At 60.6% G+C, this 25,517-nt stretch carries 21 protein-coding genes; all 21 read right to left on the minus strand.

The features are described from left to right. Positions 1-41 precede the first annotated feature (41 nt). Complete coding sequence (locus tag B7E11_RS24855; RefSeq protein ID WP_080841000.1) at positions 42-4,352, minus strand: PolC-type DNA polymerase III; 4,311 nt, start codon at positions 4,350-4,352, stop codon at positions 42-44. Between the two features lie 246 nt (positions 4,353-4,598). After that, on the minus strand, positions 4,599-6,047 hold the full coding sequence (gene proS, locus B7E11_RS24860; RefSeq protein WP_080839851.1) for a proline--tRNA ligase: 1,449 nt from the start codon (positions 6,045-6,047) through the stop codon (positions 4,599-4,601). Between the two features lie 29 nt (positions 6,048-6,076). Then, complete coding sequence (rseP, locus tag B7E11_RS24865; RefSeq protein WP_080839853.1) at positions 6,077-7,339, minus strand: RIP metalloprotease RseP; 1,263 nt, start codon at positions 7,337-7,339, stop codon at positions 6,077-6,079. 104 nt (positions 7,340-7,443) lie between these two features. Then, positions 7,444-8,589 (minus strand): 1-deoxy-D-xylulose-5-phosphate reductoisomerase, encoded by a 1,146-nt coding sequence (locus B7E11_RS24870; RefSeq protein WP_080839855.1) that lies wholly within the window; start codon positions 8,587-8,589, stop codon positions 7,444-7,446. Between the two features lie 58 nt (positions 8,590-8,647). After that, positions 8,648-9,439 carry a phosphatidate cytidylyltransferase gene (locus B7E11_RS24875; RefSeq protein WP_080839856.1) on the minus strand — a complete coding sequence of 264 codons (792 nt, stop codon included), beginning with the start codon at positions 9,437-9,439 and terminating at the stop codon, positions 8,648-8,650. Positions 9,440-9,443: 4 nt separating this feature from the next. Continuing rightward, positions 9,444-10,241, minus strand: a complete 798-nt coding sequence (locus tag B7E11_RS24880) for an undecaprenyl pyrophosphate synthase (protein WP_080839858.1) — start codon at positions 10,239-10,241, stop codon at positions 9,444-9,446. A gap of 54 nt (positions 10,242-10,295) precedes the next feature. Then, on the minus strand, positions 10,296-10,850 hold the full coding sequence (frr, locus tag B7E11_RS24885; protein ID WP_080839860.1) for a ribosome recycling factor: 555 nt from the start codon (positions 10,848-10,850) through the stop codon (positions 10,296-10,298). A gap of 2 nt (positions 10,851-10,852) precedes the next feature. After that, on the minus strand, positions 10,853-11,581 hold the full coding sequence (pyrH, locus tag B7E11_RS24890) for a UMP kinase (RefSeq protein ID WP_080839862.1): 729 nt from the start codon (positions 11,579-11,581) through the stop codon (positions 10,853-10,855). 114 nt (positions 11,582-11,695) lie between these two features. Beyond that, positions 11,696-12,346 (minus strand): translation elongation factor Ts, encoded by a 651-nt coding sequence (tsf, locus tag B7E11_RS24895; RefSeq protein ID WP_080839863.1) that lies wholly within the window; start codon positions 12,344-12,346, stop codon positions 11,696-11,698. 105 nt (positions 12,347-12,451) lie between these two features. Next, entirely contained in the window at positions 12,452-13,150 is a 699-nt protein-coding gene (gene rpsB, locus B7E11_RS24900) for a 30S ribosomal protein S2 (RefSeq protein WP_080839864.1), read from the minus strand. A gap of 165 nt (positions 13,151-13,315) precedes the next feature. Continuing rightward, positions 13,316-14,830, minus strand: a complete 1,515-nt coding sequence (locus B7E11_RS24905; RefSeq protein WP_080839865.1) for a xylulokinase — start codon at positions 14,828-14,830, stop codon at positions 13,316-13,318. A gap of 125 nt (positions 14,831-14,955) precedes the next feature. Beyond that, positions 14,956-15,606, minus strand: coding sequence for a transaldolase family protein (locus B7E11_RS24910; protein ID WP_176220891.1), 651 nt, complete (start codon positions 15,604-15,606; stop codon positions 14,956-14,958). Positions 15,607-15,670: 64 nt separating this feature from the next. Further along, entirely contained in the window at positions 15,671-16,675 is a 1,005-nt protein-coding gene (locus B7E11_RS24915; protein WP_080839868.1) for an ABC transporter substrate-binding protein, read from the minus strand. A 128-nt stretch (positions 16,676-16,803) separates the two neighbouring features. Beyond that, the gene (locus B7E11_RS24920; RefSeq protein WP_080839870.1) at positions 16,804-17,793 is read right to left on the minus strand and encodes an ABC transporter permease; all 990 of its coding nucleotides are present in this window, start codon (positions 17,791-17,793) and stop codon (positions 16,804-16,806) included. Between the two features lie 44 nt (positions 17,794-17,837). Next, on the minus strand, positions 17,838-19,337 hold the full coding sequence (locus B7E11_RS24925; protein ID WP_080839872.1) for a sugar ABC transporter ATP-binding protein: 1,500 nt from the start codon (positions 19,335-19,337) through the stop codon (positions 17,838-17,840). A 158-nt stretch (positions 19,338-19,495) separates the two neighbouring features. Further along, positions 19,496-20,341 (minus strand): substrate-binding domain-containing protein, encoded by an 846-nt coding sequence (locus B7E11_RS24930; protein WP_176220747.1) that lies wholly within the window; start codon positions 20,339-20,341, stop codon positions 19,496-19,498. Beyond that, entirely contained in the window at positions 20,269-22,293 is a 2,025-nt protein-coding gene (locus B7E11_RS24935) for a cache domain-containing protein (RefSeq protein WP_080839875.1), read from the minus strand. Before B7E11_RS24935 ends, B7E11_RS24930 begins: the two co-directional genes overlap by 73 nt. Next, a complete protein-coding gene (locus tag B7E11_RS24940) occupies positions 22,290-23,897 on the minus strand; it encodes a response regulator (RefSeq protein ID WP_080839877.1) in 1,608 nt (535 codons plus the stop codon). Before B7E11_RS24940 ends, B7E11_RS24935 begins: the two co-directional genes overlap by 4 nt. Before the next feature lie 176 nt (positions 23,898-24,073). Further along, entirely contained in the window at positions 24,074-24,610 is a 537-nt protein-coding gene (locus tag B7E11_RS24945; RefSeq protein ID WP_080839879.1) for a hypothetical protein, read from the minus strand. Continuing rightward, positions 24,603-25,172 (minus strand): DUF6115 domain-containing protein, encoded by a 570-nt coding sequence (locus tag B7E11_RS24950; protein ID WP_080839882.1) that lies wholly within the window; start codon positions 25,170-25,172, stop codon positions 24,603-24,605. Before B7E11_RS24950 ends, B7E11_RS24945 begins: the two co-directional genes overlap by 8 nt. Positions 25,173-25,196: 24 nt before the next feature. Beyond that, positions 25,197-25,517, minus strand: a complete 321-nt coding sequence (locus B7E11_RS24955) for a hypothetical protein (protein ID WP_080839884.1) — start codon at positions 25,515-25,517, stop codon at positions 25,197-25,199.

Below are 25,517 nucleotides of genomic sequence, written 5' to 3' on the forward strand. Positions count from 1 at the left end.
TGGCAACCTGATTTTACCGTCCGCCCGGGGACCGCTTATCTTCAGAACAGGCTGAGCTGGTTCGATTCCGGCAGTCCGCGGAAGCATCCCATGCCGGCGAGCACCTCGACGATCGTCTTGCTCGCTTTCGATCGCTGCTGGAAGTCCTCGACGGACAAATATTCTCCGTCCTCCCGCGACGCCGCGATATTTTTCGCCGCGTTTTCGCCGATGCCGGCGATCGCCGAGAACGGCGGGATGAGCGAGTCCCCGTCGATGATGAAGCGCGTCGCGTCCGAACGGTACAAATCGATCGGCTTGAAGCGGAAGCCGCGCGCCGTCATTTCCAGCCCCATCTCCAAAATCGAAATCATCGCCTTTTCCTTCGGCGTCGCCTGAAAGCCTTTCGCCTCGATCTCGATCAGCGTCTTCAGGATGGCATCGTATCCCTGGCAGAACAGGTCGACGTCGAAATCGGCGGCGCGCACGGAGTAATAGGTCGCGTAAAACTCGATCGGATAATACAATTTGAAAAATGCGGTGCGCACGGCCGAAATGACGTAAGCGGCGGCGTGCGCCTTCGGGAACATGTACTCGATGCGCAGGCACGAATCGATGTACCACTGCGGAACGCCGCACCGCTTCATTTCCTCGATCCATTCGGGCGTCAGTCCCTTGCCCTTCCGGACGCTTTCGGTAATTTTGAACGCGAGCGAAGCGTCCATGCCCGCCTTGTAAATCAGGAACAGCATAATGTCGTCGCGGCAGCCGATGACGGTCTTGATCGTGCAGGTGCCGTTTTTGATCAGTTCCTGCGCATTGCCGAGCCAGACGCCCGTTCCGTGGGACAGTCCGGAAATTTGAAGCAAATCCGCGAACGACGAAGGCTTCGTCTCCTCGAGCATTTGCCGGACGAACCGGGTCCCCATCTCGGGAACCCCGTAGGTGGCGACCGGCGTGCGGATCTGTTGCGGCGTGACGCCGAGCGCCTCGACCGAGTTGAAGATGCTCATCACCTTCGGATCGTTCATCGGAATCGTCGTCGGATCGACGCCGGTCAAGTCCTGGAGCATCCGCATCATCGTCGGGTCGTCGTGTCCCAGAATATCGAGCTTCAGCAGGTTCGCGTCGAACGCGTGATAGTCGAAATGCGTCGTCTTCCATTCGGAGCTCGTGTCGTCCGCCGGGTATTGCACCGGCGTAATGTCCTCGACTTCGATGTAATCGGGCACGACGACGATGCCGCCCGGGTGCTGGCCGGTGCTGCGCTTGACGCCCGTGCAGCCGGAGGCGAGCCGGTTCAATTCCGCGCCGCGCCACGATTTGCCGTGGTCCTCCTGGTATTTTCGCGCGAAGCCGTAAGCCGTCTTCTCGGCCACGGTGCCGATCGTGCCCGCCCGGAACACGTTTTTCTCCCCGAACAGCACCTTCGTGTAGTTGTGCGCATGCGGCTGGTATTCGCCCGAAAAGTTCAAATCGATATCGGGCACCTTGTCGCCTTTGAAGCCGAGGAACGTTTCGAACGGAATGTCCTGGCCTTCGCCCCGCATCATCGTGCCGCAGTTCGGACATGGCTTGTCCGGCAGGTCGAAGCCGCTGGGCACGCTGCCGTCCGTAATCCATTCGCTGTGCTTGCACTCCGGATTGCGGCACAAATAGTGCGCCGGCAGCGGGTTGACCTCGGATATGCCGAGAAACGTCGCGACGACCGATGAGCCGACCGATCCCCGCGAGCCGACGAGATAGCCGTCCTGGTTCGACTTTTTGACGAGCCGCTCGGAAATGAGGTAGTTCGCCGAAAAGCCGTACTTGATAATCGGCACGAGCTCCTTCTCCAGCCGCTGGACGACGATGTCCGGCAGCGGCTCCCCGTACATCGACTTCGCCGTTTCGTAGCAGGTATTGCGGATTTCGTCGTCCGCCCCTTCGATGATCGGCGTGTACAGCTTGTCGGGGAACATGGCGATGTCCTCGAAACGGTCGGCCAGCTCGTTCGGATTGCGGACGACCACTTCGTACGCTTTGTCCTTTCCGAGGAAGGAGAACGCATCCAGCATTTCCTGCGTCGTCCGGAAGTGCGCGTCCGGCTTGCGCTGGTCCTTCAGCGGGCTGAAGCCGGTAATCCCGTGAATCGTAATGTCCCGGTAAAGCTTGTCGCGAGGCTCGAGGTAATGCACGTTGCCCGTGGCGATGACCGGCTTGCCGAGCTTGTAGCCGATCCGGCAAATGCGGCGCAGCGATTCCTCCAGCTCGGCGCGGCTGCCGACCAGCCCTTTGTCCAGCAGGTGCATGTAAAAATCGAGCGGCTGGATTTCGAGCACGTCATAGAACGCGGCGACGTCCTCGGCTTCCTCCTCCGATTTGTTCAGCACCGTTTCGTACAGTTCGCCCTTCTCGCATCCGGAAACGACGAGCAGGCCTTCCCGCATTTCGATCAGCTTGCTCCGCGGAATGCAGGCGACGCGGTGGAAGTAATCGGTATGCGACAGCGAGACGAGCTTGAACAGATTTTTTTTGCCTTGGGCGTTGAGCGCGTAAATGCCGCAGTGAAACGGCCGCGTCGTTTTCCAGCTGTCGACGTTTACGGAATTGAGCTTGGCGAGCTCCGTCACGCCCCTCGCGACCGAGTCCTTGATCAGGCCGTTCAATATGCCGGCGAGCGCGATCGTATCGTCGATCGCCCGGTGGTGGTTCTCGAGGCTTACCTTGTACAAGGCCGCGAGCGTGTTCAGCCGGTGGTTTTTCATCGTCGGGTGGAGGAATCTCGCCAGCTCGAGCGTATCGAGCACCGGATTCGTCAGCTGCGGCAAACCGATTCGCTTGCAGTTTTCCTGGATGAACCCGATATCGAACCGCGCGTTGTGCGCGACAAGCACGGCGTCGCCGACGAATTCGACGAATTCCTTCAGCTTCGGCTCGAGCTCGGGCGCATCCCGCACCATCTCGTCCGTAATGTTCGTCAACTGCTGGATGTTGTAAGGGATGGGCTCGTGCGGGTTGACGAACGTCGAAAACCGGTCCAGCTCCTTGCCCCCGCTCATCTTGACGCCGGCGATTTCGATGATTTTGTTCGCGGTGACGGACAGGCCGGTCGTCTCGATGTCGAACACGACGTAGGTCGCGTCCTCCAGCCGTTCCGCGCGCGGCATCAGCACCATCGGCACCGCGTCATTGACGACGTTCGCCTCGATGCCGTACATGACCTTGATGCCGTTTTTTTTGCCGGCTTTGGCGGCGTCCGGGAAGCACTGCACGTTGCCGTGGTCCGTCACCGCAATCGCCTTGTGTCCCCATTTGGCGGCCGTCTTGATGTAAACGTCGACGGGCGTGACCGCATCCATCGTGCTCATCGTCGTATGCAGATGGAACTCGACGCGCTTTTCCTCCGCTTCGTCCTTGCGGGCGGGCGGGGGCGGCACTTCCTTCACGTCGCTCGGCATCATGACGAGCTCCGGCGGGTTCAGAAACCGGTCGTATTCGACCCGGCCGCGCAGCTTCAGCCATTTGCCGTTGGCGATCAGCGCGAGAACCTTGTTGTCTTCCTTCGTCTTGCCGAACATCTTGACGGCGATCGAGTCCGTGTAATCGGTGACGAAAAATTGATAGAGCGTGCTGCCGTTGCGCAGCTCCTTCGTCTCGTGGCCGAAGACGAGGCCCTGTATCGCGATTTTTTTCTCTTCTTCGACGATATTTTGAATCGGGACCGGGTCGTCCTTGATCTCATAGCCGTACTGAAGCGACTGCGGCGGCTCGTCGCCCGCGGCGGCCGGCTCGGGGGCCGAGCTTTCCATCAGCTTTTGAATCGCTTGCCGCTCCTCTTCCTGCAGCTTCGCGGCGAACTCCTCGTAAAATTCCTGCCGCGACTCTCCCGCCACGAGCTTGACCCGGCACTTGCGGCCGAACCGCTCCTCGAAAAAGCGGACGGCATGGGCTTCGACGTTTTTCTTTCGGGCCATCTCCAGCCCCAGCTCGTCCATGAGCGTAACCGTCAGCAGGTCCCCTTCCGCATGGTGCCGGGCTTTGGCCAGCCAGCCGTTGACCGAGGCGAACTCCGACTGCATCCACTCGACGAACAGCGGCCAGCAATCGCTGAGCAGTTCGTCCGTCCGCACCGATTCCTCGTAGCGCGTGACCATGGCGATGTTCGCAAGATGCCCCAGCTTGGCGGCGACGCGAGAACTGAACCCTCCGTAAACGGCGGCGGGCACGAGCGTCTTCTTCACGAAGTGAAACGTCCACGTTTTCTTCGCCTTGCTCACTTCCACCTTCTCTATGTAACCGTCCTGGAAATAGGAATTGATCCAATCGACCGGTATTTCGGCCTGTTCCAGCAATAGCTCGAACCTCTTTCTCCGGTCCGTACTCGGCTGCATCCGAAATCCCTCCTTTTTTTCCCATGAAAAAACAAAAGCCTCCGCTTCTATGGAGGCAAGGCGCATGCCTCGCGCCAAACGCACCGTCATGATCCGGAGGCCTTGCGATTGCCGGGCGTCCGTCCGCCGGACCGACTCTCGCAATCTATTTTACCCCATCGGCATTACGCCATCAATGCTAAAAAGCCGGCCCCCGCGTGCGTGTGCACCGGAAAGCCGGCCGTACTCTAGGCTTTGCCGCAACGATTAATAGGCTTTGGCGAAGACGACCGTATGCTTTGCATCCGAACCGCAAACGAGACATTTGGTCTTCTTCTCGGCCGGCTCGAACGGGATGTTCCGGCTCGTGGCCCCCGTTTCGTCCTTCACCTGCTTCTCGCAGGCCTCCGAACCGCACCAGCCCGCCAGCGCGAAGCCGCGCTTCTCCTCGAGCGAGCCTTTCAGCTCGTCCAGCGTCTCGACCGAGAACGAATGCTCCTCGCGGAAAGCGGCGGCGCGGTTGAACATTTCGCCGTGAACCTGGTCGAGCAGCGCCTGAACTTCGGCGACGAGGTTGTCCAGCGGCACCTGCTTTTTCTCGCCGGTGACGCGGGAGACGAGCACGCAGACGCCGTTCTCGAGGTCCCGCGGTCCAAGCTCCAGCCGCAGCGGAATGCCCCGCATTTCGTATTCGTTGAACTTCCAGCCGGGCGATACGTCCGAGCGGTCGTCGACGCGGACGCGGACGCCGGCGGCTTTGAGCTGCGCGTAAAGCTCGTCGGTTTTGGCGATGACCGCTTCCCGCGTTTTCGGCGGGCCGATCGGAATCATGATCACCTGCGTCGGCGCCACCTTCGGCGGCATGACGAGCCCGCGGTCGTCGCCGTGCACCATGATGAGCGCGCCGATGAGCCGGGTGCTGACGCCCCAGGACGTCGTATGGCAAAACTCCTGCGTATTTTCGCGGCTTAAATACTTGATGTCGAACGCGACGGCGAAATTCGTGCCCAAATAGTGCGACGTTCCCGCCTGCACCGCCTTGCCGTCCTTCATCATCGCCTCGATCGAATACGTGTCGACCGCTCCGGCGAATTTTTCCGAAGGCGTCTTCTGCCCCTTGATGACCGGAATGGCCAGCACGTTTTCGACGAAGTCGGTATAGACGTCCAGCATCGTCATCGTTTCCTTGCGGGCGTCCGCCTCGTCCTCGTGCGCCGTATGCCCTTCCTGCCACAAAAACTCGCTCGTGCGCAAAAACGGCAGCGTCCGCTTCTCCCAGCGCACGACGTTGGCCCACTGGTTGACGAGCAGCGGCAGATCGCGGTACGAATTGATCCACTTCGCGTACATATGACCGATCATCGTTTCCGACGTCGGCCGAATGGCGAGTCGCTCCTCCAGCTTTTCTCCCCCCGCCTCGGTTACCCACGGCAGCTCCGGATTAAAGCCTTCGACGTGCTCTTTTTCCTTCTGGAAAAAGCTTTCCGGGATGAACAGCGGAAAATACGCGTTGCGATGGCCGGTGTCCTTAAAGCGGCGATCCAGCTCTCGCTGCATGTTTTCCCACAGTTCGTAGCCGTCCGGACGGAAAACGATGCAGCCGCGCACCGGCGAGTAATCCATCAGTTCGGCTTTCTTGATAACGTCGATATACCAACGGCTGAAATCTTCGCCTTGCGGCGTTATTTCGGTAACAAACGCTTTGTCCTTCGACATGGCGGTTTCTCTGCCCCCCGGAAGCTAGCTTAATTTTTGACCAAACGCAAAATGTCGTTGTACGTGACGACGATCATGAGCAGCATGATCATCGCGAAGCCGATAAAATGAATGAGCCCTTCCCGATTCGGGTCGACGGGCCGTCCGCGGACCGCTTCAAGTCCGATGAAGAGCAGGCGGCTGCCGTCGAGCGCCGGAATGGGCAGCAGGTTGAAAATCCCCAAATACAAACTCAATACGGCCGCCCAGGAGGTAAGCTCCGGAATGCCCTGCTTGGCGATCTGGCCCGTCATCTCGGCCGTCCGGACCGGGCCTCCCAGGTCGTCCAATTTGAATTCCCCGAAGATGAGCTTTCGAAAGCCTTCGAAAATCCGGCCCGTCATATCGACCATCGTCGTCCCCGCGAACGAAATCGTTTCGCCGAAGCCCGCGCGGCGCATTTCCGGACTCAAATAAATGCCGACCTTCCCGGTTTCTTCGTCCGGGGTAACGGCAACGGTCACTTCCGCTCCGTCCCGCTCGACCACCCAGTTCATCGGCTTGCCGGCCGACGCCTGGATTTGCTCGACGAGCGCGGTGCTGTCGCCTTCGACCGGGACGTCGTTCACCTTTTTGATCCAGTCGCCTTCCCGAAGTCCCGCCTGCTCCGCCGCCATCCCGGATTCGAGTCCGCTGACGAACACTTTGGACGAATTTTCTACGGGAACGCCGGCAAGCTGCAGATAAACGGCGAAAAGCACGAACGCGAGCACGAAATTCATCATCGGGCCGGCGAAAATCGCCATGGCCCGCTTGCCCGGGGAGACGCCGTTGAACTGCCGGTCGGCCGGCGCGATCTGCGTCTCCTGCCCTCTCGAGACGATCATCGCCTGCGGATGCAGGGCGTAGCGCTGTTCCTCGCCGTCGACGTCGAGCGCGACGTAAAGCTCCTTTTCCAAATCGAGCGACTTCACTTCGCCGAGAACGATATTGGACCTTTCGTCCAGCTTATCCAAATACAGCTTCGCAACCTTGTCTTCCTTGACGCGAACGCCGATCGTCTGCCCCGGCTGCACCTCGACGACTTCCGGATCTTCGCCGGCCATCCGCACGAAGCCGCCGACGGGCAGCAAGCGCAACGTGAACCGGGTTTCGCCTCGTTTGATCGAAAACAGCTTCGGTCCGAAGCCGATCGCAAACTCGCGAACGAGAATGCCCGCCCGTTTGGCAAAATAGAAATGACCGAATTCATGAATCGAAACAAGCAGGAAAAAAACGAGCACGGTCAATAATACGATTTGAATCATTTCCATATCGTTGTTCAACCCCCGATGCCTGTGACGGCTGTCCTTAGATTATCATTATTCTCCAGGCCGTTACAAGAGAATACGGGATCGGTAGGCTATCAGTCGCAATTTTATCGGAGAACGGCCGCTTCGGCGCGCGTCCGCTCGTCGACGGACAAAATCGTCTCCAGGTCCGGATCTCCGATCGTCCGGTGCTCCCGAAGCATCCGTTCGATGATCGTCTCGATGGCCAGAAAAGGAATTTCCCCTTTCAGAAAACGCGCCACGGCCGCCTCGTTGGCCGCGTTGAACACGGCGGGCGCCGTGCCGCCCGCCCGCCCCGCCTCGTAAGCGAGTCTCAGGCAGGGGTAACGCTCGAAATCCATTTCGCGAAAATGCAGCGTGCCGGCTTTCGCCAGATCGAGCGGGGAAGCCGGCGATGGCTTGCGGGCCGGATACGTAAGCGCGTATTGGATCGGCACCCGCATATCCGGGTTGCCGAGCTGGGCGATGACGCTCGTATCGGTAAATTCGACCATCGAATGCACGATGCTTTCCGGATGTAGCAGCACGTCGATCCTGTCGTACGGAAGGTCGAACAGCCAGTGGGCCTCGATGACTTCCAGGCCTTTGTTGACCATCGTCGCGGAATCGATCGTGATTTTGGCGCCCATCGACCAGTTCGGATGCTTCAGGGCGTCGGCGACCGTCACGTCCGCAAGCTCGTCCCGCGTCCGGTCGCGAAAGCTTCCGCCGGAAGCCGTGATGACCAGGCGCTTGACGGCGCGGCCGTCTTCCCCGTTCAGGCACTGAAAAATGGCCGAATGCTCGCTGTCGATCGGATAAATCGTCACGCCCTTGTCGCGCGCGCGTTTTGTGACGATATGTCCGGCCGCGACGAGCGATTCCTTGTTGGCCAGGCCGATCGACAGCCCGGCGTCGATGGCGGCCAATGTCGATTTCAGGCCGAGGCTGCCGACCAGCGCGCACACCGCATAGTCGGCGCCGGACCCGGCCGCCGCTTCGATGAGCCCCTCTTCGCCGTAAACGGCTTTCGTGCCCGGCGGCAAGCCGGGGCGAATTTCTTCGGCGAGCTCCCGGGTCGCGACCGACACCAGCTTCGGGCGAAACCGGCGGGCTTGCTCCAGCAGCAGCCGAATGTTCCGTCCGGCCGCGAGCCCCGTAATTTCGTAGCTGTCGGGATCGCCGGCGACGACATCCAGCGTTTGCGTGCCGATCGAGCCCGTGCTGCCGAGGACAGCCAATTTCTTCGCCATGCGATTTCCTCCGTCTTTCTTGTATGTATCCGAAACATGAACAGGCCGCGTCGGCAGCTTAAACCGGCAGCAGCGATAAAACGTGCAGCAGCGGGAAGACGACGATCCAGCTGTCGGTCCGGTCGAGCGCCCCGCCGTGGCCGGGGAGCAGCGCGCCGGAATCCTTGACGCCTCTCAGCCGTTTGTAGGCGGACTGGATTAAATCGCCCAGCGTTCCGCCCGCGGCGGCGCAGACGGCGATCGCGAGCGCCCTTCCGATCGAGAGCAGCTCCGGCCGGACCAAGGCGAAGGCGACTCCGCAGGCCGCCGCGACCGCAAGGCCGCCGATCGCGCCTTCCACCGTCTTGTTCGGGCTGATGGCCGGCCACAGCTTGCGCTTGCCGATCGCCTTGCCGACGAAGTACGCCCCGGCATCGGAGCCCCAAATGCAAAAAAACGCGAGCAGCGACCAGAACAGGCCGTGCTCGAGCTCCCGGGTCGCCGACATATAGCGGAAACCGAGACCGATGTAAAAAACGCCGAGCAGCAGCAGAGCCGCGTGCCCGAGGTCTATTTGGTTTTTGCTGAGCACCGTCGCGGCGAGGAATGCCAGCATCGCGAGCCATGCGACCGTCGCGACGGAAGGCGGCTGCCAGCCGAACGGGAGCGTCGGCAGCGCCAGCAGCAGCACGGCGGCATAGCCGATCGCGACATCGAGCCGCGCGGGCGGCATTCCGTTGAGCCGGACGAACTCGAAAAACCCGATAAGGGCCAGCAGCGCCAGCAGGGCGGAATAATACCCGCTTCCGACATACAGCAGCGCGAGAAAGCCCGCGCCCGCGACAACCCCCGTCACAATGCGTTGACCCATCCGGTCAGAGCCCCCCGTAACGACGCGCCCGCCGTTGGTATTCGCAAATCGCGTCATAAAAATGCCGATCCGAAAAATCGGGCCAATAGGCGTCCACGAAACAAAATTCGCTGTATGCCAGCTGCCAGAGCATGAAATTCGACAGCCGGATTTCGCCGCTCGTCCGAATGAGCAGATCGGGATCCGGCAAGTCGCTCGACAGCAGGCACGAACGGAACGTTTCCTCGTCGATGGCGTCCGGGTCCAATTGACCGGACGCGGCCTTGCGGGCCAACTGCCGCGCGGCCTGCACGAGCTCCGTTCGCCCGCCGTAATTCAACGCAAAATTAAGTACGAGTCCCGTATTGTTTTTCGTCTTTCGGACCGCTTCGTCGACCGCGCTCAGCGTATGATCGGGAAGCAAGTCCTGCAGCCCCATCATGCGCACCTGAACGTTGTTTTCGATCAATTCGTCCAGCTCGAGCGACAAAAACTCCTGGGGCAGCTTCATCAAAAATTCCACTTCCGACTTGGGCCGCTTCCAGTTTTCCGTCGAAAAGGCGTACATCGTCAAATAGCGGACCCCGATGCGGTCGGCCGCCTTCGTAATGCGCTTGACCGCCTTCATTCCGCTGTGGTGGCCGGCAATCCGTGGCAAGCCCCGTTCCTTCGCCCAACGCCCGTTGCCGTCCATGATGATGGCGACATGCTGAGGCACGTTATCCGTTTCCGGCAACCCGTCTTCCCGGACGGACCGCTTATCCGCTTCCGTGCCGTCGTCTTGCTGCTTGCGGAACAAACCGCCGCGGAAAGGATTGATCATGGTCTTTCCCCCTGATGAACAATAAACCCCACCGGTCGATGGGGTCGATAACGATTAAACTTCCATTATTTCCTTTTCTTTGGCGGCGAGAATTTTGTCCACTTCCGCCGTGAAGCGGTCTGTCAGCTTCTGAACGTCTTCCTGATGGCGGCGGGATTCGTCCTCGGAAATTTCGCCTTTTTCTTTTTTCTTGATTTCGTCGTTGGCGTCGCGGCGAATGTTGCGAATGGCGACCTTCGCCTCTTCGCCGAATTTTTTGGTCGATTTGACGAGGTCGGCCCGGCGCTCCTCCGTCAGCGGCGGAATGACGATGCGGATGATCGAACCGTCATTGGCCGGCGTAAGGCCGAGATCGGACTTCAGGATCGCCTTTTCGATCGCGGCGAGGGCGGACTTGTCCCACGGCTGGATGATCAGCGTGCGGGAATCCGGCGTGTTGATCGTACCGAGCTGGTTGACGGGCGTCATCGCTCCGTAGTACTCGGCCTGCACGCGTTCCAGAATGGCGGCCGACGCGCGGCCGGCCCTGAGCGTCGCCAAATCCCGCTTCAACGCTCCGATCGCTTTTTCCATCCGCTCTTCCGCGTTTTTCTTGATCGCTTGAGGCACTTTTAGTTCACGCTCCCCTTCACAATCGTGCCGATTTTCTCGCCGAGGACGGCACGTTTAATGTTTCCTTTTTCGGTAATGGCAAACACAAGCAGCGGAATGTTGTTGTCCATGCATAGGGATGATGCCGTAGAATCCATGACGCCGAGATTTTTGTTCAACACGTCCATATACGTCAATTGCTCGTATTTTTGCGCGTTCGCGTCCTTGAACGGGTCGGCGCTGTAGACGCCGTCGACCTTGTTTTTCGCCATCAGAATGACTTCGGCTTCGATTTCGGCGGCGCGCAGCGCAGCCGTCGTGTCCGTCGAGAAAAACGGATTGCCGGTTCCGGCGGCGAAAATGACGACGCGGCCCTTTTCCAGATGGCGGATCGCCCTGCGGCGAATGTAAGGCTCGGCGATTTGCTGCATGGCGATGGAGGTCTGCACCCGCGTCGGCACGTCGATTTGCTCCAACGCGTCCTGAAGGGCAAGCGAGTTCATGACGGTGGCCAGCATGCCCATATAATCCGCGGTGGCCCGGTCGATGCCTTTTTGGCTGCCGGAAATGCCCCGCCAGATGTTGCCGCCGCCGCAGACGATGGCGACTTCCACGCCAAGCTCGACGACTTCCTTGACTTGTTCGGCAATCGACAAAATGGTCGCGGCGTCGATTCCGTAGCCGTTCTGGCCGGCAAGCGACTCTCCGCTGACTTTCAATACGACGCGTTTGTAAACGGGACGATTCAACGTTTGTACCTCCACTGGTTCTATTTCTTTCGATTGCCCTGGCGCCGGAACGGCTTTAAGCCCCTCGAAAAAAGGGAACACGGCGTGTTCCCCTTGGTTGGACGAAATGCTGCTTTATGCTTTCACTTGGGCCATAACTTCATCGACGAAGTTGTCTTGTTTCTTTTCCATGCCTTCGCCCAGCTCGAAACGGACGAAACGGCGGATCGAAATTTGCTCGCCGATCGTCGCGATTTTTTCGTTGAGCAGCGTTTGAACCGTTTTGTCCGGATCTTTGACGAACGATTGCTCAAGCAGCACGTTTTCTTCGTAGTACTTGTTCAGGCGGCCTTCGACCATCTTGTCGACGATCTTCTCCGGCTTGCCTTCGTTGAGCGCCTGGTTGCGGAGAATTTCGCGCTCCTTGTCCAGATCGCCTTGCGGCACTTCTTCGCGGCGGACGTATTTCGGGTTCGCCGCGGCGATGTGCATCGCCAGGTCGCGGACGAATTCCTTGAACTGGTCGGTCATCGCCACGAAGTCGGTCTCACAGTTGACCTCGACGAGCACGCCGATGCGGCCGGCGCCGTGAATGTACGACTCCACGCGGCCTTCCGTCGCGACGCGGTCGCCTTTTTTGGCGGCTGCCGCAAGACCCTTTTCGCGCAGAAGCTCCGCCGCCTTGGTCAGGTCACCGCCCGCTTCTTCCAACGCTTTTTTGCAATCCAACATGCCGGCTCCGGTTCTTTCGCGGAGCGTTTTTACGTCTGCTGCATTCACTGCCACGCCCAACAACCTCCTGATCGTATGTTTCGTTTTTAAAGATGCTTATGTTTCGTAAAAAAAGGGCGGCAAGAAGGTTCTCTTCTGACCGCCCTGTGATCGCTTCGCTTAAGCCGTCGTCTCTTCGCCTTGATGCGCTTCGACGATGGCGTCGGCCATTTTGGACGTCAACAGCTTCACAGCGCGGATCGCGTCGTCGTTGCCCGGGATGATGTAATCGATCTCGTCCGGATCGCAGTTCGTATCGACGATGCCGACGATCGGAATGCCGAGCTTGCGGGCTTCGGCCACGGCGATGCGTTCTTTGCGCGGATCGATGATGAACAGCGCGTCAGGCAGCTTGCGCATGTTCTTGATGCCGCCGAGGAACTTTTCGAGACGTTCTTTTTCCTTGCGGAGAATGATGACTTCCTTCTTCGGAAGGCGTTCGAACGTGCCGTCTTCTTCCCATTTATCCAACTGGTGCAGACGGTCGGTCCGCTTTTGAATCGTCGAGAAGTTCGTCAGGGTGCCGCCCAGCCAGCGTTGGTTGATGTAAAATTGACCGCTGCGCTCCGCTTCTTCTTTAACGGAATCTTGCGCTTGCTTCTTCGTGCCGACAAACAGCATCGTTCCGCCCTGCTCGGCGAGCTGGCGTACGAAATTGTAAGCTTCGTCGACTTTTTTGACCGTTTTTTGCAGGTCGATAATGTAAATGCCGTTCCGTTCGGTAAAGATGTACTTCGCCATTTTCGGGTTCCAGCGACGGGTTTGGTGTCCGAAGTGTACCCCTGCTTCCAAAAGCTGTTTCATGGAAATAACTGCCATCTTTCCTGCACCTCCGTAAAATGGTTTTAGGTGAATCTCCTCCGCCGCTTCGCGTCTTTCGCCGGAACTCCCCTTGCAGGAACCTAGGAAGAGCACCGCCGGCGAAATTGAACGGCGTGCGTTTTTTCACACTGCATGATACTATACCATATCGTGCCTGAAGAATCAATAGCCGCGAAGCGTCCGCAGACGCGGGTACAAATCGCGCAGCCTTTCGTAAAGCTCGACGTAAAGCCGGTATCCTTCCAGCACCCGCCCGCGGTCGGCCTTCGGCGCGACTTCGGCCGTCTCCCGCGCGAACCGGCGCCGGGCGTCCGCATAATCCGCGTACATGCCGACGGCCACCCCGGCCGCCATCGCGGCGCCGAGCGACGTCGCCGCCTCCGTTTGGGCCGGCACCCGGATCGGCGCGTCAAGGGCGGATGCGACGATTTCCCGCCACGCCGGGCTTTTCATGCCGCCGCCGATCGCCGCGTAGCAGGCCGCGGGTTCGGTTCCCCGAAGCGCCTCGGCGATCGAGCGCAGCCCGTATCCGACCCCCTCCATCACCGCCCGCGCCATATGGAACCGGGTGTGACCCGATTCCAGGCCGAAAAACAGGCCTCGCGCCTCCTCGTTCCAGACCGGAGACCGCTCGCCTTGCAAATACGGATGGAACACGAGGCCGTTCGAGCCCCATGGCAGCCGCCCGATTTCTTCCTCCAACCGTACATACGGGTCCTCCTGCGGCGCCCCGCGCGAGCCGAGCTCCCGCGCCGCCCATTGATGGGCGGCCCCGGCCGCCTGCATCGTCCCGATTCCGTAGTACAGCCCGGCCTCCGGTCCGCACATCGTGAAAATCCGTTTTTTTTCGTCCGCTGCCGGCGCCGCGGCCGCGCGAGACACCCAGGCGGTCGTCCCGATATAGACGTACGCTTCCCCCGGCGCGATCGCGCCGGCGCCGAGCGCGGCGCACGAGCCGTCGCCGCCTCCGAGCGCGACCGGCGTGCCCGGCGCGAGCCCGGTTTCCGCCGCCGCTTCCGCCGTTACGCCGCCGACGAGCGTCGCCGACGGCACGATGTCCGGCAGTTTCGCCCGGTCGATGCCGAACGCCTCCGCGATCCCGTCGTCCCAGCGGCAGCCGTGAATGTCGAAAATCCCGGTCAGCGAGGCGTCCGAATAATCGGTGACGCCGAACGTCCCGGACATGCGCCCCGCAAGATAATCTTTCGGCTGCAAAAAGTACGCCGCCTCGCGATATGCGTCGGGACGGCGGCGCTTGAGCCACATCAGCTTGAGCAGCGGATAGCGGCTGTCGAGCCGGTTGCCCGTCCGCTCGTACAAACGGTCGGAGTCAAGCAGCCGGAACGCTTCGCCCGCAAGAGGAGCGCTGCGCGTATCCGCGTGAATGAGGGCCCGGCCGAGCGGGCGGCCGCAGCGGTCCGCCGGACAGACGGCCATCATGTGAGCGCTGAAGCCGACCGCGGCGATGTCGGATGGCCGGACGCGGTCCAGCACGAGGCGCGTCGAGCGGACGACGGCATCCCACCAGTCGTCGGGATGCTGCTCGGCTTCGCCGCCCTCCCCGTAATAAGTCGGATAGGCCAAGGAAGCCCACGCGACCGCATGCCCGGTCTCGTCGAACACCGAGCATTTGTGACCGGACGTTCCCAAATCATGAGCCATAATATAGCGCGGCATTGCCGAATTCACCCCCAGATTCGAATCGTCTACCTCCTAATTGCAAGCGAAAGGCCGGTTCGGCCGCGGAACGTCCAGCTCCAGGCGGCCCGAACCGGCCATGCGATCCACAACGCGCCGGCAGGCTATAATCCGGCTTCCTTCCAGTCCCGCATAAAGCCCTCCAGCCCGATATCGGTCATCGGATGCTTCATCATGGCCGCCCAAACAGGGTAGGACGTCGTCACCGCGTGGACGCCGAGATTCAGCATATCCAGCACCTGCTGCGGCCCGCGGACGCTGGCCGCGATCACCTTCGTCGGAAGGCTAAGGCGCGAGAACGTTCTCGCGATGCCGCCGATCAGCTCGGCTCCCGACCAGGCGACGTCGTCGACACGCCCGAGGTAGGGACTGACGTATTGAACTCCTGCTTTGGCCGCCAGCACCGCCTGGCCGACCGAGTAGACGAGCGTCATGTTCGTCTCGATGCCTTCTTTCGCCAGCCGGCTCGCCGCCTTGACACCCTCCGCGCCCATCGGCAGCTTGACGACGACGCGGTCGGCCCATTGCCGGAAGGCCCGCGCTTCCTCGACCATGGCGTCGGCATTCGCGCCGACGGCTTCGCACCACACCTTGCCGGTCGTCGCGCGCCCGATATCCCGGATCAGCTCCTCGAAGCCGCGCTTTTCCCGGGCGACGATCGACGGGTTGGTCGTCACCCCGTCGAGCACGCCCCACGACATCGCCTCCCGAATTTGCGCGAGATCCGCCGTATCGATGTAAAATTCCACGTTCATGTTCCCTTCGCCGCCTCTCTTGCTTTCATGCCCGCCGGACTTTGGCATGGCATCCCTCAGGCTTCTATTCGTACAAAACGGCCTTGATCTCTTCGTTGTCGATGTTCGATTTGTCGTAGTAGAAAAATCCGGTGTCGATGTTCGGTTCGACGGTTTCGCCCTTTGCCGCCGCGACGGCCGCCTTGACTGTTTCATAGCCGATGCCGATCGGATTTTGCGTAATAGCGCCGGCCATTTCGCCGTTTTTGATCGCGTCGATCTGCTGTTTGCCCGAATCGTATCCGATAATCGTGATTTTGCCTTGCATGTTCATTTCCTTGACGGCGTTCAGGACGCCGATGGCCGAGCCTTCGTTCGCCCCGAAGAAGCCTTTCAGATTCGGATGCGCCTGCATGATCGCCTTCGCCAGGTCCGTCGACTTCAGATGATCGCCGCCGCCGTACTGAATGTCGACGATTTTGATGTTCGGGTATTTCTCCTCGATCCGGTTTTTGAAGCCGTCGCGGCGGTCGACGCCGGTACGGCTCGTCTGATCGTGCACGATCATCGCGATTTCGCCCTCGCCGCCGATCAGCTCGGCCATCTTGTCCGCGGCAAGTCCCGCGGCGGCGATATTGTCGGTCGCCGCGGTCGCGACCGGGATGTCGCTTTCCACGCCGGAATCGAAGGCGACGACCGGAATGTCATTCGCCTTCGCCTGCTCCAGCAGCGGAGCCGAGGCTTTGCTGTCAAGCGCCGCGAAGCCGATGGCGTCCGGCTTTTTGTCAAGCGCGACCTGCAACATTTCGATTTGCTTGTCGACCTGGGATTCGGACTCCGGCCCTTCGAACGTGATTTCGACGTTCAGCTCCGCGGCCGCCTTCTCGGCCCCCTGCTTGACCGCCTGCCAAAACTGGTGCTGGAAGCCTTTGGATACGATCGGAATATACATTTTGCCGCCGTCTCCTCCGGCTTCCCCGGCGCCCCCGGAGGCGTTCTGCGAAGCGTTCGTCCCGCAGGCGGCGAGCAGCGACCCCAACAGCGCCAGAGCCGACGCGCCGGCAACGAATTTCCCGAATGTTTTTCTCATCCCCGTTTTCTCCCCTTTTTGTCCCTGTCAAGGCAACAAGATATGATTGATGAAGGTCCGCAGCCGCTTCAAAAGCGGCCTTCGCTTCCCCGCCCGGCTCGCCGGACGGCGGAAGCCGCGCCGGACCGTTACGCCGATTTCCGGCGGCGCAAAATGTCCGTATATACCGCCAGTAAAATGACCAGGCCAACGACGACCGTCTGCCATTCCTGGGGCACCGACAAAATGCGGAGACCGTTGGTGAGCACGCTCATGATGAGGGCGCCGATCACCGTGCCGACGATCGTCCCCTTGCCCCCGCTGAGCGAGGTGCCGCCGATGACGACGGCCGCGATCGCCTCCAGCTCGTAGCCCTGGCCAAGAGCCGGATTCGCCGAGTTCAGGCGCGAGGCGATGAGAACGCCGGCGAGACCCGTAAACGTCCCGGTGATCGTATAAATGACGATTTTCCAGAAGTTGACGTTGACGCCGGAAAGCCGGGTCGCTTCCTCGTTGCTGCCGAGCGCGAAATTGTACCTCCCGACGATCGTCTTGGACAACACGAGACCGCCGACGATCGCCGCCCCGAAAAAGACGAGCACGGCGAATGGAATGCCGAGCAAGCTGCCGAGCGAAATTCGCGAGAAATTCGTCGCGTGCGGATCCGTAAAATAAATCGGCTTGGCGCCGGAAATGACGAGCGCAAGTCCCTTGGCCACCATCATCATCGCCAGCGTCGCGATGAACGGGGGAATTTTCAGCTTCGAGACGAAGACGCCGGACAGAAAGCCGCACAGCGCGCCGGTCAAAATGCCCCCGACGACGCCGACTGCCACCGGCATTCCCCAAAATGTGATGAACACTCCGGTCATGACGGCGCTTAGCGTCATGACGGTGCCGACCGAAAGGTCGATGCCGCCGGTAATGATGACGAACGTGGACCCGAGCGCCAAAACGCCGATGACCGCCGTCGACATCAAAATGCCGACGATGTTGGAAAACTGCAGGAAATTGCCCGAGGAAAGCGAAAACACGACAACGAGAACGATCAGGCTGGCAAAGGCCAGCAATTGCTGCAGCGCTCCCGGCGGAATGCGGAAGCGGGATGACGCCTTGGTCGTTGCGACGGACGGATTCATATCCGTTTCCCCCTTTGTTGTTTCTGTCGCCCGAAGCCTCCGGCCTACGCCATATGCTTCGTGGCGAGACGCATGATGGCTTCCTGGGACGCTTCGTCGTGCGAGAGCTCGCCCGTAATGCGCCCTTCGCACATGACGACGATCCGGTGACTCAGCCGCAATATTTCCGGCAGCTCCGAAGAAATCATAATGATCGATTTGCCCTGCGCCGCAAGCTCGTCGAGCAGCTTGTAAATTTCGCTTTTGGCCCCGACGTCGATGCCTCGCGTCGGCTCGTCGAAAATGAGGATGTCGCAGTCGCGGGTCAGCCATTTGCCGATGACGACTTTTTGCTGGTTGCCGCCGGACAGAAGCTTCATTTTCTGCCCGATTCCGGGCGTTTTCACCCGAAGCTTCTCGACGGTTCTTTCGGACGATCCGGCGATCGCTTTGTCCTTCATGACGCCGAGCGGCCCGCAAAACGAGCGGAGAGCGGCGATCGTCGCGTTCGTCTTGACGTCCATGTCGACGATGCAGCCGAACCGCTTGCGGTCTTCGGACAAATAGCCGATGCCGTGGCGCACCGCGTCGTACGGGCTTCTGAGCTTGACCTTTTTGCCGCGGACGTAAATGTCCCCAGAATCCACGGGGTCCGCTCCGAACACCGCTCTCGCCACTTCGGTCCTCCCCGCCCCAACCAGGCCGGCAAAACCGAGAATTTCGCCTTTTTTCAGCCGGAAATCGACGTTTTTCAGCGTCTTCCCCCGACTGAGCCCCTTCGCCTCGAGGACGACCTCCCCGCCGCCGGAGGCGATGTCGGAGCGCTTGCTGTAATAGAACTCCCGGCCGACCATCATCGAAATGATCCGGTCGCTCGTCACGTCCGTCGCGTGAACGGTATCGATGTAGGCGCCGTCCCTCATCACCGTGATGCGGTCCGCGATCGTCTTCAGTTCGTCCATCCGGTGGGAAATGTAGACGATCCCTACGCCTTCCCGCCGAAGCCGGTTGACGATCGCGAACAAGTCCTCGATCTCCGAATCGCTCAGCGCGGCTGTCGGTTCGTCCATGATCAGCACCTTGGCGTCGAAGGAGAGCGCCTTGGCGATTTCCACCATCTGCTGCTTGGCGACCGTAAGCTTCGACACCGGCGCCCGCGGATCCACGTTCAGACGCAGCCGGTCCAGCAGTTCCCGGGCCATCCGCTCCTGCCGCTTCTCGTCGAGGAACAATCCGGCAATCCGCGGTTCCCGGCCGATGAAAATGTTTTGCGCGACGGTCAAATCCTGCGCCAGGTTGAGCTCCTGGTGAATCATGATAATGCCCGCGTCCTGCGCCGCTTTCGTCCCGACAGGCTCGAACTCCCGCCCCATGTACCGGATCGATCCGGAATCTTTCGTATAAACCCCGGTGAGAACCTTCATCATCGTCGACTTGCCGGCGCCGTTCTCGCCCACGAGCGCGTGCACTTCGCCGGCCCGGAGCTCGAACCGGCACCGGTCGAGCGCCTTGACGCCGGGGAACGATTTGCTGATGTCCTCCATCCGGACCCGTATTTCGCTCATCTCCAAAGCCACTCCCCTTCCCGCCGTCGAAACCGGCATGGTATTTCAACTTCACGCCTTGATTGTAAGCGGATTCAATTCCGAGAAGAATAGAAAAACTTCCGTAAAAAGTCGAATATTTTACGATCGCTCCCCCAGCTTGCCTAATGCGAAAAAAGCTACTCTCCCACGAACGGGAAGAGCAGCTTTTGATTTTCGTCCTCGTACATGTTCGCCTTCGTAATGATCACGGAACCCGTGTCGATCGTCTCCGGCACCTTCTCGCCCCGGATCGCTTGAACCGCCGTTTTGACGCCCAGGTAGCCCATATTGAACGGCCGCTGCACGATCGTCCCCTGCATGACGCCCTCTTCGAGCAGCTTGACCTCCTCGACCGAGCTGTCGAAGCCGACCAGCTTGACCCGCCCGGCCGCGCCGGCGTCGCGAAGCGCCTTTCCCGGGCCGACGGACGACGCCTCGTTCAGACCGACGATGCCCTTCAGATCGGGATGCTCCTTCAGCAGCTCGAGCGTCGTCTCGTAGGCTTTCCGTTCAATGCCGTCGCTGTAAAACGTGCCGACTACCTCGACGCCCGGCGCCTTCTCCAGCGCGTTGCGCACGCCCCGCTCCCGGTCGATTTGCGACGCCGATCCTTGAACGAAGCTGATGACGGCGACTTTTCCTCCGGTGCCCGACAGCTGCTCCGCCATCAATCGGCCGACCTTTTCGCCCGCCGCCACGTTGTCCGTCGCGATAAAGCTTTTCGGGCGATCGCTGTTCACCGCCGAATCGGCCATGATCAGCGGGATGCCAAGCTTGCCGATCGATTCGGCGGCCGGCGCGAGACGGTTGTAATCCGCCGCCGCGAGCACGATCGCGTCTGGCCTTTCGGACGCCGCCTTCTCCGCCATCGCGATTTGCGCGTCGACGTCGGTTTCCTTGCCAGGCCCGATCACCGCGATATCCGCTTCGAATTCCTTGGCCGCGGCTTCCGCCCCGCTCTCGAACACCTGCCAAAACTCCATCGATTTCGATTCCTTGATGATGACGACGATGCGGGGCCTGTCGCTCCCGACTCCCATATCCGCGAACCGGCCGGTCGCGTAATAAACCGCCCCGCCGGCCGGTTCGCGGATATGGGAGTCGGGAGCGCGGCCTCCCTCCCCCCCTCCGGCTCGCCGGAGACCTTGTCGCACCGTTCTTCCTCGCGCGGCTCCACGGCGGGAATCGTCACCGTTACCGTCGTCCCTTCCTCGGGCTCGCTTTCGTAAACCAGTCCGAACTCGGGACCGAAGTGAAGCCGGATCCGCTCGTGCACGTTCGCGACGCCGATCCCTCGGCCGTCGGCTTTCCGGGCGTCCGGGCGCATCAGCTTCACTAGCATGTCCTCGTCCATGCCGACGCCGTCGTCCGCGATCCGAAAGACGATGCGGTCTGCAACGCGTTCGCCGGAGATCGCGATGCATCCGGGACCGTATTTGTTTTTCAGTCCGTGGTAAATCGCGTTTTCGACGAGCGGCTGCAGCAGCACCTTGATCGTCAAACAGTCGAGAATGGCCGAATCGACGTCGATGCGGTAATCGATTTTATTTTTGTAGCGCATCTTCTGAATCGTCAAATAGTTCGCGATATGTTCGATTTCCGTTCGCACGGGAACAAGCTCCCGGTCTTTGCTGATCGAGCTGCGGAACAAGCGGGCCAACGCGGACGCCATAAGCACGACTTCCTCCGATTTTTTCGCTTCGGCCATCCAGACGATCGAATCGAGCGTGTTGTACAGAAAATGCGGATTGATCTGCGCCTGCAGCGCGTTCAGCTCGCTTCGGCGCTTGAACTCCTGCTCCCGCACCACCTGACTCATCAGCTCCTTGATTTGGGCCACCATCATATTGAACGTGCGCGCAAGCAGCCCGATTTCCCGCTGTCCGTCCGGCGGCACGTATATGTCCAGATTGCCGCGCTCGACCTCGCGCATTCGTTCCTGCAGCCGCTTGATCGGACGGGAAAGCCCGCGGGAGAGCAGCACGGACAGCGCGATCGCGACGAGCAGGCAAAACCCTCCCCACGCCAGGAGCGAGAGATCCATCTGGCGCTTGTTGCCGACAAGTTCGCTCACGTACGAGACGCCGACGATTTTCCAGCCGAAGCCGCTGTCCTGAATCGTATAAATCCGGCTTTGGCTTCCTTCGTCCGTCTCGAAGCTGCCGCCGCCCCGGCGAAGAACGTCGTCGATGCGCTCCGTCTTCAAGCCGCTGTACACGAGCTGCTGCTGCGGATGGTAGACGAGATTGCCGTCATCGCTGACGATAAATACGTAGCCGCGTTGTCCCAAATCGATTTGCGAAAGCATGTCGTTCATCACGTTGAAGTTGAGATCGACGAGCAGGATGCCCACCCCGGTCCCATCGTCCCGGCGCAATTCGCGGCTGAGCGATACGACCCAGCGATACTCGTTCGTGTAAATAGGCTGAATGTGCGACGACGAAACGACGATCCCGCCTTCCGCGGCACGGGCCAGCTTGTACCACGATTGCTCCGGAATGCTGACGTAAGGGTTAAGCTCCGCGTCCCGCCGGTCGGAGACGAACGAGCCGTCATAGCCCGCGATCTGGATCGAGGCGATGTCGTTTCGGGAAAGGAGGATCGAGCGGAAAAAGTCCGAGATTCGCTCCTCCGTTGCCCTGCGCTCGTCCTCCGGCAGCGCATCCGCGCCCGCGACGAACGAGCGGACGTCGCGGTTGTTCAGCGCGAGAGACGATATCGTTCGCATGTTGTCGACATAGGTTCGGATGTTCGCGTTCACCTGCCGGACAAGCTCGGCCGTATAATCTTCCGCGGACCTCCGGACAGCCGCCGTCGACAGCTGGTAAGCGATAAAACCGAGCAGCAGCACCGTCAGCAAAATCAGGCTCGCGAACGCGGCCGCCATGCTCGTCTGAATGCTGCCGAACGAAAGCCTCCTCATGGGCGCCATCATGGCATGGCCGCCTTCTGCCGATGCTCCTTCGGCGTCTCTCCGGTCGCTTTTTTGAAAATGAGACTGAAGTAATGCGGGTCTTTATAGCCGACTTTCGCCGCGATTTCGTATGTCTTCGCATCGGTAAACTTGAGCAGCTCCTTCGCCTTGGCGATCCGTTCGGCGGTTACGTATTCCACGAACGTCTTGCCGGTATGGCGTTTGAATTCTGCGCTGAAATAACTCGTGCTCATGTGCAGATGCCGGCATATGGTCATGAGCGAAAGCTCCGGGTCGCCGTATCGCTCCCGGATAAAAGCTTCCGCGTTCAGCATCTGCAGCCGGCAAAAATCGGTCCGGGCCGCGGATACGGCGGCGATCGCCCGCCGCGCCGCCTCGGTCAGGCGGCGTTCGATTTCGTCCAGCGTCTTGCAGGAGGACAGGATGTCGAACGGATGGGCTTGATGGCCGAACGCCTCCGACTCGTCTCCCCCGAGCTCCGCCACGGTTTGGACGATTGCCATGATCCATTTCTGAATTTGGATCCGGCAGCGCTCGACGGTCGGAAACGCGCCGCGCAGCCGGGCGAACGTTTCCGAGATCGCCGCTTCCGCTTCGCTCGCGTTTCCCGTCCGGATCGCCGTGACCAGCTTCTTCTCTTCTTGCGCCGACTCGAAATAAAGGGCGCTCTCCCTCCCTTCCATGTCGGAAATGCCGATCACCCGGTTGCCGCCGAGCAGCAGACGATATTCGAGCGCCGTCGCGGCTTCCGCATAGGAGCGCGGCAAATCCCGCAGGCCGCAAGCCGGCCGCCCGATGCCGGACGTCACCGTAATCGGCAAATACCGCTCGGCCGCGTCGCGAATTTGCTCCGCGAGATGCTGCGCGCGCGCTTCCAGATCGCGCGACGCGTCGCCCGACAAAACCGCGAGCACCCGCTCCTCGCGGCTTTGAAATACGGCTGGCGCAGCCTCTGCTCCCGTCAGCTCCTGCACGATATTATAGACGGCGAACCGGAGCAGCTCCCGATCTTCGGCGCCGAGCCGGTCGTCGAACCGGTCCGGATCGACCGCGAGCACGACGTAATCCGGTCCGCCCAGGTCGATCCCGAAATAGGCAAGCCGTTCCTCCGCTTCCCCTTTGCGCACGCCCGCAATGACTAGCCGTTCAAGAAAGCGCTCCCGCAAAACCGGAAAGCTTTCGTTCAATTGCCGGCGCAGACGGTCCATATCCTCGAGCCGGTAACGTTCCTCGTCCAGCTGCTGCCGCAGCCGGTCAAGCAGCGCGCAAAGTTCGGCCGCCGTCATCGGCTTCATCAAATAATCCTCGGCCCCGAGCCTTACCGCCTGCCTGGCGTATTCGAAATCGTCATGCCCGGTCAGGAACACGACCCTGCAGCGGGGAAGCTCGTCGGAGAGCCTGCGGGCAAGCTCGAGCCCGTCCATGAACGGCATGCAAATATCGGTCAGCACGACGTCGGGGCGAAGACGGATCGCCGCTTCCAAAGCATCCATTCCGTTTTCGCTATGGCCGACGCAGTTGAAGCCGCGGCCGTTCCAGTCCACCAGCTCGACGATCATCTCCCGGACGGACGCTTCGTCGTCCACGATCAATATGTCGTACATCTGATTCGCCCCTTCCCGCGATGCCCGCCATCCCCTTGCATCGCAGCGCGATATCGCCAACTCGAATGTAAGCACTTACAAATTGTATTTTACACAAAATAAGAACCGGCGGACAACTGGCAATGCGTTCCGCCGGCTCTTATTTTGAAAATGGGACAACACAACTCCCGCGAGAGCTAGTACTTGGCCCGGGTAATTTCTTCGATAATTTCCTCGAACGACGGCTTCCCGACGAACACGCTCGGACCGACGCGAAGCTTGCCGCTGTAGGACCTTGCTTCCCGGATGAACGCATCCTCGTCCTCGATGAGCGCAAGCCCCTTGAGCGCCGTCGCCACTTCCTTCAAGGTGGCGTTCGCGCGGATGTAAAACACCAATTTCTCGGGTGCGGGTGCGGGCGCGGGCGACGCCTCCGGCGACGGAGATGCCGAGGCGTCGGCTTCGCTTGTTCCTCCCGTCTCCGTGCCGCCGCCTGCCGCCGCATTCTTCACGGCTTCCGCGACGGCCCGATCCAGCTCTTGCTGCGAATACGTCTTCTCTCCGGCGGGAACGAGCGCGAAGCCTTGGGCCTCCGCTTCTTCCTCCAGCGTTTCCGATGCGATGCCGCCGCTCGGCAAGCTCATCGATTCCGCGGTCAAAATCAGCTGCAGCATCGCGGCCCCCAGCATAAGCCCGAGTCCCAGACCGATGATCAAGCCCCGGTACTTACGCAAGCCGTTCCGCCTCCCGTTTGGCCAGTTGCAAAATCAATTGCACTTCTCCCTTGTTCATGTTCAGCGCCTTTGCCATTTGTTCGACGGAGCGTCCCTTTGCGTCGAGGTTCAGCAACTCGGCGTAGCGCTCCCGAATCGACTGCGGCTCCGCCGCGATCGCCGCATCGTCCGCGCTTGCCGCCGCAGTGACCGGCGGCTCCGCCTGGGCGGACGTCTCGACGGCCGGCGCAGCCGGCGGCCCGGCCTGCGGAACGCCCGCCAGCCCGGAATCCGAACCGCCGCTTGCGGCAGCCGGCCGCTCCGCGAGCTCCGACATCTGCTTTTCCATTTCGCGGATCCGGCGGCTCAGACGTTCGACCGTCCGGTCTTGCTCCGCTTTATATTTTTCGACGGCATCGACCAATTCCCGGTTTTCGGCCTCGAGATCGGTGAGCAGCCGGTCGTAGGCTTCTTCGGCTTGAAAGCCAGGGGAGCTTTCTTTTCGATCCGGTTTGGGCAGCAGCAGCAAGCCGTATCCGGCGATCGCCGCGCCCGTCAACGCGATGCTTACCCATGGCTGCATACAATGGCCACCTTTCCTGAACCGTTACAGCGTGAAATCGATGTGTTTGCCTTTATACGGATGTCCGGACGCATCGCCCTTTTCCTCCGTCTTTTCTCCGTTCGACCGCTTTTTTCGGGAACGGTCCTTGCTCCCTTGCTGCCTGGGCTCCCGCTCCGATATCGTGCGCTGCGACGAGGCCTCCGTTTTGGTATTGCTCTGCGCCTGCTTCTGCCTCAGCTTCTCCGCTTGCTGACCCAGCATCTCCTGCTCCATCGCGGGCCGCTGCTGCTGAATTTGCTGGAGAGGCGATACTTCCGTAACCCGCGGCATGGACGTTTGCAAATCGATCGGCTTGAAGCCCAC

It is taken from the genome of Cohnella massiliensis (genome assembly GCF_900169535.1).
In the GTDB taxonomy this organism is placed as follows: Bacteria; Bacillota; Bacilli; order Paenibacillales; family Paenibacillaceae; genus Cohnella; species Cohnella algarum.

Coding starts and splice junctions, on each gene's coding strand:
- rseP (WP_080839853.1), bottom strand. CDS start 7,339: ATGGAAATGATTCAAATCGTATTATTGACCGTGCTCGTTTTTTTCCTG.
- B7E11_RS24915 (WP_080839868.1), bottom strand. CDS start 16,675: ATGAGAAAAACATTCGGGAAATTCGTTGCCGGCGCGTCGGCTCTGGCG.
- B7E11_RS24870 (WP_080839855.1), bottom strand. CDS start 8,589: ATGGCGAAGAAATTGGCTGTCCTCGGCAGCACGGGCTCGATCGGCACG.
- B7E11_RS24880 (WP_080839858.1), bottom strand. CDS start 10,241: ATGATCAATCCTTTCCGCGGCGGTTTGTTCCGCAAGCAGCAAGACGAC.
- B7E11_RS24920 (WP_080839870.1), bottom strand. CDS start 17,793: ATGAATCCGTCCGTCGCAACGACCAAGGCGTCATCCCGCTTCCGCATT.
- B7E11_RS24875 (WP_080839856.1), bottom strand. CDS start 9,439: ATGGGTCAACGCATTGTGACGGGGGTTGTCGCGGGCGCGGGCTTTCTC.
- B7E11_RS24950 (WP_080839882.1), bottom strand. CDS start 25,172: ATGCAGCCATGGGTAAGCATCGCGTTGACGGGCGCGGCGATCGCCGGA.
- B7E11_RS24925 (WP_080839872.1), bottom strand. CDS start 19,337: ATGAGCGAAATACGGGTCCGGATGGAGGACATCAGCAAATCGTTCCCC.
- B7E11_RS24940 (WP_080839877.1), bottom strand. CDS start 23,897: ATGTACGACATATTGATCGTGGACGACGAAGCGTCCGTCCGGGAGATG.
- B7E11_RS24910 (WP_176220891.1), bottom strand. CDS start 15,606: ATGAACGTGGAATTTTACATCGATACGGCGGATCTCGCGCAAATTCGG.
- B7E11_RS24905 (WP_080839865.1), bottom strand. CDS start 14,830: ATGCCGCGCTATATTATGGCTCATGATTTGGGAACGTCCGGTCACAAA.
- B7E11_RS24935 (WP_080839875.1), bottom strand. CDS start 22,293: ATGATGGCGCCCATGAGGAGGCTTTCGTTCGGCAGCATTCAGACGAGC.
- B7E11_RS24930 (WP_176220747.1), bottom strand. CDS start 20,341: ATGGAGTTTTGGCAGGTGTTCGAGAGCGGGGCGGAAGCCGCGGCCAAG.
- B7E11_RS24855 (WP_080841000.1), bottom strand. CDS start 4,352: ATGCAGCCGAGTACGGACCGGAGAAAGAGGTTCGAGCTATTGCTGGAA.
- rpsB (WP_080839864.1), bottom strand. CDS start 13,150: ATGGCAGTTATTTCCATGAAACAGCTTTTGGAAGCAGGGGTACACTTC.
- proS (WP_080839851.1), bottom strand. CDS start 6,047: ATGTCGAAGGACAAAGCGTTTGTTACCGAAATAACGCCGCAAGGCGAA.